The 13752-nt window shown below is 60.1% G+C and carries 11 protein-coding genes and 2 tRNA genes; 3 read left to right on the plus strand and 10 right to left on the minus strand.

Annotated features, from left to right (window positions below; translation table 11 throughout):
* Positions 1-431 precede the first annotated feature (431 nt).
* Positions 432-692 carry a hypothetical protein gene (locus FXN65_RS15230; RefSeq protein ID WP_151133987.1) on the minus strand — a complete coding sequence of 87 codons (261 nt, stop codon included), beginning with the start codon at positions 690-692 and terminating at the stop codon, positions 432-434.
* 451 nt (positions 693-1143) lie between these two features.
* Between FXN65_RS15230 and FXN65_RS15235 the strand changes: the two genes are divergently transcribed.
* Complete coding sequence (locus FXN65_RS15235; protein WP_151133988.1) at positions 1144-1929, plus strand: hypothetical protein; 786 nt, start codon at positions 1144-1146, stop codon at positions 1927-1929.
* A gap of 295 nt (positions 1930-2224) precedes the next feature.
* Here FXN65_RS15235 and FXN65_RS15240 read toward each other — a convergent pair.
* The 7 genes from FXN65_RS15240 to FXN65_RS15270 form a co-directional block, all read right to left on the minus strand.
* Positions 2225-2298: transfer RNA gene (locus FXN65_RS15240), tRNA-Cys, on the minus strand.
* A 41-nt stretch (positions 2299-2339) separates the two neighbouring features.
* A tRNA-Gly gene (locus tag FXN65_RS15245) sits at positions 2340-2415 on the minus strand.
* 70 nt (positions 2416-2485) lie between these two features.
* A complete protein-coding gene (pgsA, locus tag FXN65_RS15250) occupies positions 2486-3046 on the minus strand; it encodes a CDP-diacylglycerol--glycerol-3-phosphate 3-phosphatidyltransferase (protein ID WP_151133989.1) in 561 nt (186 codons plus the stop codon).
* 32 nt (positions 3047-3078) lie between these two features.
* Positions 3079-4902 carry an excinuclease ABC subunit UvrC gene (gene uvrC, locus FXN65_RS15255; RefSeq protein ID WP_151133990.1) on the minus strand — a complete coding sequence of 608 codons (1824 nt, stop codon included), beginning with the start codon at positions 4900-4902 and terminating at the stop codon, positions 3079-3081.
* A gap of 1 nt (position 4903) precedes the next feature.
* Positions 4904-5548: a response regulator transcription factor GacA gene (gacA, locus tag FXN65_RS15260; protein WP_151133991.1), complete on the minus strand. Its 645-nt coding sequence runs from the start codon at positions 5546-5548 to the stop codon at positions 4904-4906.
* Between the two features lie 289 nt (positions 5549-5837).
* Entirely contained in the window at positions 5838-6464 is a 627-nt protein-coding gene (locus FXN65_RS15265; RefSeq protein ID WP_151133992.1) for an SCO family protein, read from the minus strand.
* Between the two features lie 39 nt (positions 6465-6503).
* Complete coding sequence (locus FXN65_RS15270) at positions 6504-8291, minus strand: multicopper oxidase family protein (protein ID WP_226284178.1); 1788 nt, start codon at positions 8289-8291, stop codon at positions 6504-6506.
* A gap of 432 nt (positions 8292-8723) precedes the next feature.
* Between FXN65_RS15270 and FXN65_RS15275 the strand changes: the two genes are divergently transcribed.
* Together FXN65_RS15275 and FXN65_RS15280 are read left to right on the plus strand one after the other, a co-directional pair.
* Positions 8724-8924 (plus strand): hypothetical protein, encoded by a 201-nt coding sequence (locus FXN65_RS15275; protein ID WP_151133993.1) that lies wholly within the window; start codon positions 8724-8726, stop codon positions 8922-8924.
* A 1422-nt stretch (positions 8925-10346) separates the two neighbouring features.
* Entirely contained in the window at positions 10347-10904 is a 558-nt protein-coding gene (locus tag FXN65_RS15280; protein WP_151133994.1) for a hypothetical protein, read from the plus strand.
* Here the strand turns inward: FXN65_RS15280 and FXN65_RS15285 are convergent.
* Positions 10891-11874 carry a phage portal protein gene (locus tag FXN65_RS15285; RefSeq protein ID WP_151133995.1) on the minus strand — a complete coding sequence of 328 codons (984 nt, stop codon included), beginning with the start codon at positions 11872-11874 and terminating at the stop codon, positions 10891-10893. The genes FXN65_RS15280 and FXN65_RS15285 overlap by 14 nt on opposite strands.
* Positions 11874-13634 carry a terminase ATPase subunit family protein gene (locus FXN65_RS15290; protein WP_151133996.1) on the minus strand — a complete coding sequence of 587 codons (1761 nt, stop codon included), beginning with the start codon at positions 13632-13634 and terminating at the stop codon, positions 11874-11876. The genes FXN65_RS15285 and FXN65_RS15290 overlap by 1 nt, the downstream gene beginning before the upstream one ends.
* Positions 13635-13752: the final 118 nt, after the last annotated feature.

Genomic DNA, 13752 nt, shown 5'->3' on the forward strand with positions numbered 1-13752 from the left:
CTCGATTGAACGGCCCCTGCCGGTGCATGAGGCTCACAACATATCAAGGTACTGATTCCGGACAAGGCCAAATATCGTCGTTCGCAGACACCTGTTGTAGAGATTGCGACAAGTACTTGTAGTGGAATGGTGACAGTTCGGACCGGCATCACTTGCCAGTCACCTCATGGGTGGAAGTTATCCCTCTACCCATGACACGCCCCAGGTCCCCTTGATCGGCTCGGTTTTCAGCCACTCTTTTCCGCACTCCAGGCAGCGCATGCGAACGCAGCGCCTGCCAATGGGTGCTTTCTCGATGCAGACCGCCACCAGTATTCCGTATCCATGCCGACAGGCAGGATCAGACTCAGCCAACATTGCCGCACAGCTGGCACAAATGCCCATTTCACGCGCATTCTGAAGCTTACCCTGACCAGGCCAGGCGGTGCGGCTTACTCGCACTTGCGGCCGAGCATCATCCACACAGGCGGCATTGCATCGAGCCACTGGTCGTCTCCACGCTCTGGCTCTTCGTCGCCCCTGTCAGGGCGCGCAGGCAGGCTCGGGTGGAAATTCTGAGAGTAAGGATGGTGCTTCACCAACCAGGCCGCTTCCTGCCGGACGTCCTTCGGCAGATCAGCGTCCTGGGCTGTCCCAATCAGGAAGTCCCCTTCCTGGAAGATCAATTGAATTCGAAAATTCGAGAGTTTCATGCAGTGCCCCCTAAATGCTCGACTGAATGACTCACTCCCATGGATGAGTACTACAGGGGGCCAATGTATTGAATCAGGAAAACCCCAAAAATCGTTTTTCACGGACATTTGCTGTCGAAATTCAGCTGGCTTGCATGTCGTGGATCGACGACAGGTCGCCCCATGGCTCAACCGGCGGCCTGCATCCAAGGCACCGGCCTTTCGAACCAGCGGTACGGCATCTCGAGACCTTTCGTTCAAGCGCCTTTCAACGGAACCGTCGCTTCATTTCCTTCCAGCTATTCGCTCAGCATCTCTGAATGGCGCAGCCTACTTGCAAGCAAATCCTGGGCGCCACGCTTGCGCCAAACGTGGAAGGCACACAGGATTTCTCACATGTAAACAGCCCCGTAAACCGCGATAGCTTCCGGAAGAATCACCGCGGCACGAATAACCACAACAAGGAGTTTCGATGCGCGCCATATCGATCGCCCTCACCTCCCTCGCGCTCTACGGTTGCGCCGCCGACATGACCAGGGAAGAGGTCTCTGAGCCGCTTCAGATACCGACGGAATCCAGGTCCCAGCTGGTCGTCAACTTCAGGGGCAGCGGCAAGGCCACGGGCGACGCCGAGTGGGCACGATTGAAGTCGGACTGGCGCGCTGCGCTTGAGAGTGAAGCGTCGACATACGGCCTCGCCGTATCCGAGCAGGCCGGCGAGATCAGAATGGGCACCGCTCCGGGACTGCTGGTGGTGATCGACGTGAACGACTTTCGCTATATCACGGAAGCGAAGCACCCGGCCTTCGACTTCTGGCGTGACAATGCCTGGGTAGATGCCGAGGTGACCTACCTGGATGCCCAGACGGCGAAGCGATACGGGGAACGAACCTACGATACCTCGTCGCCCGTCTGGGAGGATGTCTTATCCGCCAAGACTGACGTGCAGATCCAGGCGATCGCCAAAGACATGGTGGATGAGATCCGTACAGTCGCTCCGACCCAGGAATTCGCACCACAGCCTGCCGTCACTTTCACACCACCAGCAACGACTGCGGCGGCCTTGCCACAGCCAGGTCCTGCCAGCGAAGGCGCGAAATACGACCGGGTATCAGGCGGTGATGGCGGAGCAACCGAAGACGGCGGCGGCGTCACCCGGGAGCAGTGGAAACAGCGGCAATTGGATCAGCTCAAGCGCGACACTGACCTGAGCTACCAGGAGTATCAGAGGCGGTATAGGGAGATCACCGGGCAGTGATCCAGGCGATCCGGGGCGGGCTTCTTTTTACCCATGCGCCATCCGCGCACCCGCGAAGCCCTGGTTGCGAGCAGCGAGTACGCAGACGCATCTTCGCAGGTGACTGACCCGAACTCTTTCCTGGAGCGTCGACTGCATCAAGGATGGCCACCGGATCAGCAATGCCTGCAGCCTGTGCCTGAGCTATCAGATGCTGACGAACCTTCGGGGTGACGCCTGCGGGAAAGCCGCACCAAGGACTTTCGCAAGGCATGAAAAAAACCCCGTAGATTTTTGATCTACGGGGCTTTTTAGATGGAGGCCGAAGTCGGAATCGAACCGGCGTACACGGATTTGCAATCCGCTGCATGACCACTCTGCCATCCGGCCTAAACGATAACGCCGCTTGCGGCGGCGTCATCGCGTGAAACTGGAGCGGGAAACGAGACTCGAACTCGCGACCCCGACCTTGGCAAGGTCGTGCTCTACCAACTGAGCTATTCCCGCTTTGTCGTGTTGACGGGCGCCATTCTATAGATTCAGGAACCGCCGTCAACCCCTTGATTCAAAAAAACTTTTATTTTCCCTTCGGGTCGGTGCTGAGGTGCGGCAGAGCAGCCAGCAGGTAGTGCAGCATCGACCAGAGCGTCAACGCCGCGGCCAGAATCAGCAGGAAGTAGCCAACGCCGACCCAGAAGGTGAGCAGCGGCGGGTTGGCCAGCAGGATGACCAGCGCCACCATCTGCGCGGCGGTCTTCCATTTACCCAGGCTTGACACGGCCACATGGGCGCGAGCGCCGAGTTCTGCCATCCACTCGCGCAGAGCCGACACCACGATTTCGCGGCCGATGATGATCGCCGCCGGCAGGGTCAGCCAGAGGTTGTGGTGCTCTTCCACCAGCAGTACCAGCGCCACCGCCACCATCAGCTTGTCCGCTACCGGATCGAGGAAGGCGCCGAAAGGCGTGCTCTGTTGCCAGCGACGGGCCAGATAGCCGTCGAACCAGTCGGTGACGGCGGCAATGGCGAAGACTGCGCTGGCTGCCAGATAGCTCCAGGAGAACGGCAGATAGAACAGCAGGATGAACACAGGAATGAGCAGTACGCGCAGAACGGTGAGCAGGTTTGGAATATTCATCGTTACGGCTGGTTCTGAAGGAAGGCGGCATTCTACTCGCTGTGCAGGGCCGCATAAATCGACTCAGCAAGCTTTTTGCTGATGCCTGGCGCCTTGGCGATTTCCTCGATACTCGCGCGATTGAGTTCCTGCAACCCGCCGAAATGCTTGAGCAGCTCCCGGCGGCGCTTGGGCCCTACCCCGGCGACATCTTCCAGGCTGGAGGTGCGCCGCGCCTTGCCGCGTCGGGCACGGTGTCCGGTAATGGCGAACCGATGCGCCTCATCCCGGATTTGCTGGATCAGGTGCAGCGCCGGGGAGTCCGCCGGCAGGGTGAATTCGTGAGCGGCATCGTTCAGGTAGAGGGTTTCGAAACCGGGCTTACGGGTGACGCCCTTGGCCACACCGAGCAGGATCAGCTCGGGCACCGCCAACTCCTTCAGGACTTCCTGGGCCATGGCGAGCTGGCCCTTGCCGCCGTCCACCAGGAGGATATCGGGCAACTTGCCCTCCCCGTCCTTCAATTTGCTGAAGCGGCGCGATAGCGCCTGGTGCATGGCAGCGTAATCGTCGCCCGCAGTGACCCCTTCGATGTTGTAGCGACGGTAGTCCGACTTCAGCGCGCCTTCGGGCCCGAACACCACGCAGGAGGCCACGGTCGCCTCGCCGCTGGAATGGCTGATGTCGTAGCACTCCAGGCGTTGCGGGGCCTCATCCAGCCCCAGGGCTTCGGCCAGGGCTTCGAAGCGTGCTGCCGTGTGCTGTCGGTTGGCCAAGCGCGCGGCCAATGCCTGCTCGGCGTTGGTGACGGCCAATTGCTGCCAGCGCGCGCGAGTACCACGTACCCGGTAGCTGATGTCCGGCTCGCGGCCACGCAGCTCAGCGAGCGCTGCGATCAGGGTCGGGAAATCCTCGTGGGTCGTGTTGACGATCAGCTCGCTGGGCAGATCGCGCTCGTGATTACCCAGGTAGTACTGGGCGATGAACGCCACCAGTACGTCAGCCCCTTCTTCTTCGATGGCCACCTGCGGGAAGAAATTCTTGCTCCCCAGCACACGTCCGCCGCGAACGCTGATGAGGTGCACGCAAGCGCCGCCGGGAGTGGCGATGGCCGCGATGACATCGATGTCGCCAGTGCCGCCTTCCATGCTCTGCTGGTCCTGGACGCGGCGCAGGATAGCGATCTGGTCGCGGAGTTCCGCCGCCCGTTCGAAGTCCAGGCGCTGGGCTGCCTCTTCCATTCCCATGGATAGTTCCTGGGTCAGCGCATTGCTACGGCCTTCCAGGAACATCACCGAGTGACGCACGTCTTCGGCGTACTCGGCGGGGTCCACCAAGCCTACGCAAGGCGCCTTGCAACGCTTGATCTGATACTGCAGGCAGGGCCGGGTGCGGTTCTTGTAATAGCTGTCCTCACACTGGCGAACCAGGAATGCCTTCTGCAGCAGGTTGAGGCTTTCGCGAATGGCACCAGCACTGGGATAGGGCCCGAAGTAACGCCCCTTCTGTTTCTTCGCCCCACGATGGATGCTCAGCCGCGGATAGTCACCGTCACTGAGATACACGTACGGATAGGATTTATCGTCGCGCAGCAGGATGTTGTAAGGCGGCCGCCACTCCTTGATAAGCGTCTGCTCGAGCAGTAGCGCCTCGGTTTCATTGGCGGTGATGGTAGTTTCGACCTGGGCGATACGCCCCACCAGGGCGGCGGTCTTCGGGGCCAGGCCAGTCTTGCGGAAATAGCTGGCCAGGCGCTTCTTCAGGTTCTTCGCCTTGCCCACATAAAGCAGCTTGCCGCCCGCATCGAACATCCGGTAAACCCCCGGACGACCGCTGCAGGCGGCAAGGAAAGCACTCGCATCGAAAGCGTCGGACATCTTAGCTGACGGCATCTACCATGCCGTGTCGAACAGCCAGGAGCGCCAGTTCCACGTCGCTGGAAATGGAGAGTTTGTCGAAGATGCGGTAACGATAGGTGTTCACGGTTTTCGGCGACAGGCAGAGCTTGTCGGAAATGCTCTGGACCTTCTGGCAATTGGCGATCATCAGCGCGATCTGGATCTCACGCTCCGACAGCAGATCGAAGGGCGATCCACTGGCCTGGGGCTGGAAGGACTTCAGCGCCAGTTGCTGGGCAATTTGCGGGCTGATGAAGCGGTGGCCGGCGAAGACCTGGCGAATCGCCTGGACCATTTCTTCCAGGCCAGCGCCCTTCGTCAGATAGCCGGCCGCACCAGCCTGCAACAGGCGGGTGGGAAAGGGATCCTCTTCGCAGGCGGTCACGGCAACCACCTTGATATCGGCGTGGCTGCGCAGCAACTTGCGGGTCGCCTCCAGGCCGCCGATGCCGGGCATCTTGACGTCCATCAGGACCACATCAGGCTTCAGCTCCCGCGCCTTCTTCAGGGCTTCCTCGCCGCTATCGGCCTGCCCAACCACCTGCAGGCCATCGATATCGGCCAGCATGCGGGTAATCCCCGTTCTCACCAGATCGTGGTCATCGACCACCAGCACCCTAATCAAGCGACACCTCTCAGTGCATCGCGCGCTGCCATGGCAGCAAGCTTGTTCAAATGAAGCTCACATTAGCAAATGAGCGGAGAATGACCTAGCTCCGGATGCAGGGCCGTCAAACGGGCAGCGCCAATTTCTCAACCGGAAAGCGCCTCCAACCGGCCCAATCAGAAACCCGATGGCAGTCGAATACGAATAATTACAATGAATTGCCCGAAATTTCAGATGCGGATGATAAAGAAAGGACGACAAAGAGTGCGAGGGTGTCCCTGTTAAGCCAGGGACACCCTCACTCATTTCACGAGACCGCGTCCCATTCGCGGTCGACGTGATTCAGCGTGGCAAGGATATGTTGCGTGCCGGTCAATGCTGGCGCCATGGTCCAGCGCTGGTAGTTGTCGTTCCCCATGCGCACGAGGCCGGTATGGCTGGCCAGGTTGCGATCGACCTCCGGATCGATGTCATAGAAGCCCAGACTGAAGCGAATGGCGTCGATGTCTTCCGGTGCTCCGGTCAGGAATGCCCAGCCCGGTCCGATGTGATGCTCTTCGACATAGGCCTTGAGCACGTCCGGCGTATCCAGCAACGGCTGCAGAGTGATGGAGTGCATGAAAACGCTCCGCCCCACCCTGTCTCCCAAAAGCCCCTGAAGCTGACGCAGGTTGGCCGTCATGGTCGGGCATTTGCCCTCGCACTGGGTGTACATCATGTTGAAGGTCACGACCTTGCCGTGGATGAGGTCGTCATAGAACCTCACCTTGCGTCCCTCGTGGGTATAGAGCGTGACATTGGGAAACGGAATGGCGCCGGCTCCCTGTGCGGAAGTGGCTTGCGCCAGGCCCGCGCCTCCGCGCATTGCCGTCCAACCGGCCAGCAGGGCAGCAGCGCCGCCAATTCCAGCCAGCATGTTTCTTCGTGTGTTCATGACGATTCCTCCCACCTCGAAGCTGCGCCGCAGCAGGCCTCAGACGATGTCCCAGCGCAGCATCATGGCGTGATCCTCGTGGATCAGGTTGTGGCAATGCATGGGGTATTTGCCCTTGTAGTCGCGGAATCGCAGGAAGACCCGCAACGTAGTGAAGGGCGCGACCACATAGACGTCCTTGCGCCCTTGCTCATGGGCCGGAACAGGAACACTGACCCCATTGACGATCTTCTGCAGGATCCGCCCTTCTTCGAAGTGGATATGGATGGGGTGACTCCAGCCATCATTGACATTCGAAAGCTCCCATATCTCGTAACCGCCCTTGGGAATCTGGGCCCTGGCGACGTTCACATCGACGAACTTGGCATTGATCGCCCACATGCCCCTGTCGCGTTCGAAGATCCAGCGCCGCACGGGTGCCGAATTGATTTCCGCCTGCGTGATCACCGGCATAGGTCTCAGGGTGGCCGGAACCCGGCTCAGGTCCTGGGACGGCGGATAGCGGTCCACGATGATCTTCAGCACCCGGTCGCCGGGTTCCTTGATGTCCTTGGGCAGGCGGGTCTCCACCTGGCGCATCCGGTTGACCAGGTACAACTGGGTGCCAATCACATACTTCGAGAAGTCGACCACTATGTCCGCACGCTCGGCGACGCCGAGGGTCACGTTGGTCTGATTGAACAGCGGCGCCGGGAACAGATTGCCGTCATTGGAGATGTGCGTGAACCTCTGCAGCACATTGGTCGGCGAGACCAGTGCCAGGTTGTAGAAACGGCTCGGCCCGGTGTTCAGCAACCGGAAGCGGTACTTTCGAGCCGCCACTCGCAAAACCGGCTCGATTCGACCATTCACCGCCACCTTGTCGCCCAGGACTCCTTCCGGGTTGACCTGGTCGTAGAACAGCCGTCCGTTCGCGTCGAAGCGCCGGTCATTGAAGTTCAGCGGGTAATCGTACGGATGGCTCGGCAGACGCAGCGCATTGGGATTGGGGTCGGCTTCATTCCCGGAGTCCAGTTCGTCGAATATGTAATAGAAGCCCGCCAACCCCAAGTAGAGGTTGGGTGCCGTGAAGTCCAGGGTGTGGTCGTGATAGAACAGCGTCCCCAGTGCCTCGGTGGGATCGCCCACCAGGTCCTGCCGCGCCTCGAACCCGGCCTTGACGTTGGAATACAGGTGATCCTTGAAGCGCCCGTTGGCCGACAGGGTCGGCCCATGCTTGTTCGGACTGTAGTAATCACCCGGGAAGCCATCGCTCTCCGACCCGCAATGCAAGTTGTGCAAATGGGTTGAGATTTCCGGCGTGCCGAAGCCCACATGGTTCTGCGGCAACTTGTTGTGGATGCGGCAGATCATCGGACGCCCATAGCGCGCATGGAAAGTGGCGCTGGGCATGGTCTTGTCCGGATTGCTGTTGGCCTGATAGCCCCAGATCCGCTGGGCTGGATAGGACGGACTGTAGACCCAGTCATTTCGCTCCGTTGCGCTGATCTCGTAGAGCAGCGCACCCGGTGCGAACTGCGCCCAGCGCTGATGGGGATTTCTCCCCGCCTCGCCCCCGGCGACGTTGGCGACCTCGGTAGGTACCGGGCTCAGGGACGAGACTGGCGTTATAGGATTCACCTGGGCAGGCAACTCATGGGCCCAGGGAACGGTCGGCGGGCTGGGTGGAAACACCGGAGGCGCGACTTCCGCTCGGGCCCGGGTGTTCGTCATCAGCAACGGCGCCGCCATCGCCGCTGCTGTCAATTTCAGAAATGTCCTTCTCCCTTCGCCGTCTGCCAAATCCTCAGGCCGACCTGTAGCGTGCTCGCAATCAGGGCGTTTCATGACTCTCTCCAGTTGCTGACCCTCGACACCGGCCGGGCGCCTTGAGGCGCCTCTGATAAGGCCTTCACCGGTGAAGGACTGGGCTGTTTGAGCATTCGCTCGTTTTGTTTAGCGCCGCAGAACGTCAATAACCTGACTAAAGAGCATATGTATCAAAATGTAAATGCCAGTAGTCACGATATTGACGCGCCTGTCTGCAAAGACTGAACAACCCAAACGGAGCGTCCGAACGAAGCACGAGAGAGCGGGAAGGAGTCCTCCAATAGACGAACGGATGATTGTCGATTCCCGGGGGCTCGCCATCCCAGGAATCTCTGGGGCGACCTCGGGTAATGGCCTCCTGAAACGATCCGTTTCGTCTTCAAGGTTGCGAGACCGGCCAGGCACGTCTATCAAAAATGTTCCACTTCTACCTACACAAGGAGATCCACCATGAGTGCACGCTTCTCGGTGAAAAAGGTCCCACGCTCACATTCCAAAGGGATCAGGAATGGGGAAGTTCTCGGAGGAACAGCGCTGGACGCCTACTGGTACCGGATCATCGACAAGGCCACTGGCGACTTCGTCGGCGGCAAGCATGAAGACGAGGCAATGGCGATGGGGGAATGCGTTCGGCTGAACACCAGAACCTGAAGCTTTTGAGCGCCACCCCTTGTGGTCGCGCCGATGCGGATTTGAATGCCTGAAAGCACACCGGGGGCATCTTCTGCGAGGTACTCCCCTTCTGCATTCTTGTTCGTGAAAGAAGTAGCTGTACAAAAGGCCTTCACGAGATTTTCACGAGCCCGGGCGCAGAGTGAATCTCAGCTGAAGGATCAGCCCCACGCGAAGTACACAAAGCCCCGTCCTGCTCGCACGGGGCTTTGTGTTTCTGGCCCATTCTTCCGCTGAATCCTTCGCTGAAAAGCACTACGCCATCGCCGCACGATGCACGCTCTTCGCTACCCATCTCGCGTCGCCAACGACCCGAGTCAGGTACCAGCCACCCTGACGCTCTATCCACCCTGCGGATTGCTCGATCTAGCGCCCGGACGAATAGGGCCAACGACATTCCTGCTCGCGAATCACCGCATTTGTGGGGTCACTGACAGGTGGAAGGGGATTTACGGATACGGCCCGAAAAGTTGTGGAACCAACGTTGGCCCCTGGGAACGGACTGGGAATGCCCCAGAAAAGCGAAAGCCCCGGAATCCGGGGCTTTCAGCCATACAGATGGCGGAGGCGGTGAGATTCGAACTCATGCCCGAAGCCCTTGCTCCTCTGGAGGCCGCGTAATCCGGGGCCTCTGCAAATCAAAAATGAGGAAATCTGTTCCCAGAGTGTTCCCAGACGTGGAAACGAGGAGAGAGAAAATCGGCTCCAAGGACCTGATTCCGATTTTTCAGGAAGGCCATCGGAAAATGGTAATTTTGGTAATCGACTTTTGAATCTCAGCTTTAGTCCAATAGATTCAATGAGTTATAAGATTTTATTGAAGGTAATTTTAGGGTAAGTGGATGGTAAGTCGATTACCGAAGAACGGGTATTTTTCGACGAATAAAAAATCCTTATAAATCAGTAACCTCACCCTACCCCGCCTAAAAAATTACCGAGAATTACCCAGCCGGGTAAGTGCTCAACACCTAGTGCCACGTGGCCTCCAGCACTGCGAAAAAACCAAATTCCCCAAATTACCTTTTTCCGATGGCCTTCCTGAAAATGAAGGGGTCGCTCCCTCTTTTATATGGCTTAGTACGGCCACCGAACTGAGCCGTCTGCTGCAGAAATCCGCAGGGCCGCACCCTCGCCTTATGCGTGCGACCAGCAGCCAGCCTGCCCGCTTCCCAGGGCACCGAAGAAATGCAGAAAAATCGACCTATCTAGCGCGCAGGCGTGGCGGGGGGACGACGGCGCGCCTGGCTCTGAGCTTTTTTGGGTGAGGCGCATGGAAAGGCCCCTTGTGGGATCGCACTTTGCCATCACAAGACAGTGTGACAACATGATCCTGTGCGCACTAACAACCCCTGCGCATCCCCATCACCGTTCGAATGGACCCAGTTAGGTGAGACCCTTTTGATGAAACAGATCGTATTCCCCGGCCATGATCGCCAACCGTGCGAAGCACTTTATGGCCTGTACTTTGAGCCAACGACTGCGTATCACAATGTGCACGTGGTTGTTGTCCAGACTGCCAGCGGCCAGTCGAACCGCATGGGCACAAGCCTGTTTAACACCGACGATGGGCGGGACAACGTACTGAATCGGATAATCGAAGCCGAACTCAACGGAGTAAGGCTCGACTTCATTCGCTTCCATGTGATTCTGGATTTCGCCGCAGTCCCCACCGGTAGCACATGGCCTATCCACTTGGACGTGGACAAGTATCTTGAGAACGGGAATCCGTACGAGGTGCGAGAAGTCCCAGCGCAAGATCTAAAGGCCCTCTACTACAAAGCAACTGGACGCGGTGGGAAAGAGTACAGCTTCAATTCGTTTGACGTTGTAGGAGGTAGTGCCCCGGTCTTCACACGATTCGAAGAAGGAACAACGCTTTCCCTCGAGAGGATGAAAGAACTACTGGCTGGAGCTGGTTATACGAGCGCTAGCAATTCAAATCAGGTTACGCCAGCGTAGTCCCAAACCTCACCACCTCCTCCCCCACCCACTCATTCACCTGCTGGAGCCGCGCCTGAACCGGCTCCAGCTCGTTCGCCGTCCACACCTCAGCCGCGTCCTTGATCGAGCCGAACCCACCCGCATTCACCGGCACAATCCCCATCAGCTGGGGCGGAATGCGCAGCGCCGCGAGCATGTCGTCGCGGCTGATGTTCTTGATCGAACCAAACTCGTCCTTGGCCGCTACCTCACTCACCGGGATAAGCTGGATGCCGTCCTTCTTGCCGCTCGGCGAGTAGACGAACAGGTTGCGGAAGTTGCCCGGGCCCTTGGCGCTTTTGAGCGCCGTGCGCAGGTCGGCGATGTCCTGCTCATTCTGCGCGGCGTCGGTCATGTAGAGGATGAAGCCAGCGTGGCTGCCGTTGTTGTAGTAGCGCCGGCGGAACAACGTGGCGGACTCGTTCAGCAGCGCGCTCTGTAGCGCCACGAACCACTCCGGCAGGCCGTACACCTCCTGGTTGATGTCCGCCTCGCGCAGGTGGCAGATGCTGCCCTTCTCGAAGGCATGCTCTTCCTGCCAGCCACGGATCATGTAGAAGCGGTCCAGGTCCACACCCCGGCGCATGTAGCGGGCCAGAACCGGCTGCAGGCCGAACGGCCCCTTCAGCCGGTTGCGGCGCATCTCCAGGTAGGCGTTGCCGAAAGTCAGCCAGTCCAGGGCGAACTGCTCGAAGGCCTGGCGCGACAGCAGCCGGTGCGGAATGAAGGTCTTCGCAAGCATGTTGCGCTTGAAGTTCAGGCCCGACTGCAGGAACACCCCGGCCCGCACCGACTTGGCCAGCGCATCCGGCGATACCGGCGGCTCATACCAACGGCCGTTGTTCCAGATCTCCAGGTAGTCCAGGACCTCGCGGCCATCGAGGACGGGCACCGGGTCGCCAAAGGTGAACAGCTCCGTGCGCGGGGCCACGGCAGTGGTTTCGGTCATCAGTTGATCTCCATGAATCCGGTATTGGCGGCGGTCTGGCCTTCCAGCGGCTCGTTGTGCAGCGCATGGAACAGCGCCCAGGCCAGGTCGGCGTGGCCGGTGGCATCGTTGCGGCCGGCGCTGTAGGTGAACTGGCGACCGCCAGCGGTGATGGTCTTGCGGATGGCCATGAGGGACTGGGCGAAGTCCGTCCAGCCGGCGTCAAACTCCAGGCGGCCGCTCTTCACCACGTCGTAGGCCTTCAGCACCAGGCGCGTCTTCACCTCCGGCGAGTAGCTAAAGGTGGTGACGTTCGGGAAGAACTGCCGCACCAGCTGCGCCACGCCGGAGCCCAGGCCCGTCGTATCGATGCCGATGTAAGTCACCCAGTAACGCTGGGTCACCTTGCGAATCGCCTCGGCCTGGGCGGCGAAGTCCATCCCACGGAACTGGTGCCGCTCCAGCACGCGGAACTTGCCGCCCGGTACCGCCGGCGGCGCCACCACCACCAGGCCGGCACTGTCGCCCGTCTCGGCCGGGTCATAGCCCACCCACACCTGGCGATCGCCGAACGGCCGCAGGGCGAACGGCTTGTAGTCCTCCGCCCAGAGCTCCCAACTGTCCACCATGCAGGGCTGCAGCATCGTCAGCGGGAAGATCGAGGCGCCATCGTCGACGAACTGGCACATCAGCAGGTTCTGGAACGCCTCGGCGTCGTACTCCAGGCGCAGCTCCTCGATGTCGAACAGGTCGCAACCGCCCTGCTCCGCATCCAGGATGGTCACGATCTGCCGCCAGATGCGGTCGTCACACAGTCGCCCCTGCTGCAGCGCGGCGTGGCTCACATCCAGTTCGATGCGCTGCGCGGCCGGCTTGCCCTTGTTGAAGCGCTCCCCGGTCCAGAAGGGATACGCCTCGTGCGCCATCGAGCTGGGCGTGGAGAAGTACGTCCGGCGGTACTGCTTCTGCATCGCCATGGCACTGGCGACCTTGTTCAGCTGCTTGAACTGGTAGGTCCAGAAGAACTCGTCGAAGTAGAAATTGCCGTGGTAGCCCTGCGCCGTGCGCGCACTGGTGCCCAGGAAGTGCAACTCGGCGCCGTTGGACAGCGTGATCGGGTCACCCGTGAGCTCAACCCCTATCACCTCCCGGGCAAACGCCTGGATGTACCCCTTGAAGATGTGCGCCTGGTTCTTCGAGGCGGATAGGAAGATCTGGTTGCGCCCCGTCGTCAGCGCATCGATCAGCGCCTCCCGGGCGAAGTAGAAGGTCGCCCCAATCTGCCGGCTCTTCAGGATCACGCGGGTGCGCTGATTGCCCGCCCGGTACCAGTCCTTCTGGTAGTCGAAGCATCCGTCCAGGAACGCCTCGACCAGCTTCTCAGTCAGTTCCTCATCTATGTCGTTGCGCTTGGGCTTGCGCTTCGGCGCCTCGTTCCGCGCCGCCAGCTTCGGGTTCAGCTCCGTCTCGGTACCGCCGCCCTGGTAGCGCTGAATGCGCGCCTGCCGCTCCAGCTGACGGTGCAGCAGATCGATCTCCTTGAAGTCGCCGCCGCTCTTGCCGTCCTTCAGGATCAGCTGCACCAGGCGGGCCTCCAGGGCGCCGCCGATTCGCTCGACATTGTCCGCGCGGTCCCAGCCGTCGCGCGTCTTCCAGGCATGCAGCGTCTTCTCGTTCAGCTCCAGGTGCTGGGCGATTTCGCAGAGCCGCCAGCCCATCCAGTACAGGAACTTGGCCTGGCGGCGATCATCACGAAGCGGAATTTCAACGGCAGCATTCATGGCCCCGATGCTGCCGCCACGCGCGCGACCCTCTGTAGTGGCGCGGTTTGTAGAAACGCCCCCTACAAGCCCGGCTCGTTGCCCGGCCCAGCCCGTCTCCCGACCATGCCCTCAACGC

The organism is Pseudomonas lalkuanensis, assembly GCF_008807375.1.
GTDB classification, from domain to species: Bacteria; Pseudomonadota; Gammaproteobacteria; order Pseudomonadales; family Pseudomonadaceae; genus Metapseudomonas; species Metapseudomonas lalkuanensis.

Coding starts and splice junctions, on each gene's coding strand:
- FXN65_RS15280 (WP_151133994.1), top strand. CDS start 10,347: ATGAAACAGATCGTATTCCCCGGCCATGATCGCCAACCGTGCGAAGCA.
- FXN65_RS15275 (WP_151133993.1), top strand. CDS start 8,724: ATGAGTGCACGCTTCTCGGTGAAAAAGGTCCCACGCTCACATTCCAAA.
- FXN65_RS15270 (WP_226284178.1), bottom strand. CDS start 8,291: ATGAAACGCCCTGATTGCGAGCACGCTACAGGTCGGCCTGAGGATTTG.
- uvrC (WP_151133990.1), bottom strand. CDS start 4,902: ATGTCCGACGCTTTCGATGCGAGTGCTTTCCTTGCCGCCTGCAGCGGT.
- FXN65_RS15230 (WP_151133987.1), bottom strand. CDS start 692: ATGAAACTCTCGAATTTTCGAATTCAATTGATCTTCCAGGAAGGGGAC.
- FXN65_RS15235 (WP_151133988.1), top strand. CDS start 1,144: ATGCGCGCCATATCGATCGCCCTCACCTCCCTCGCGCTCTACGGTTGC.
- FXN65_RS15290 (WP_151133996.1), bottom strand. CDS start 13,634: ATGAATGCTGCCGTTGAAATTCCGCTTCGTGATGATCGCCGCCAGGCC.
- FXN65_RS15265 (WP_151133992.1), bottom strand. CDS start 6,464: ATGAACACACGAAGAAACATGCTGGCTGGAATTGGCGGCGCTGCTGCC.
- pgsA (WP_151133989.1), bottom strand. CDS start 3,046: ATGAATATTCCAAACCTGCTCACCGTTCTGCGCGTACTGCTCATTCCT.
- FXN65_RS15285 (WP_151133995.1), bottom strand. CDS start 11,874: ATGACCGAAACCACTGCCGTGGCCCCGCGCACGGAGCTGTTCACCTTT.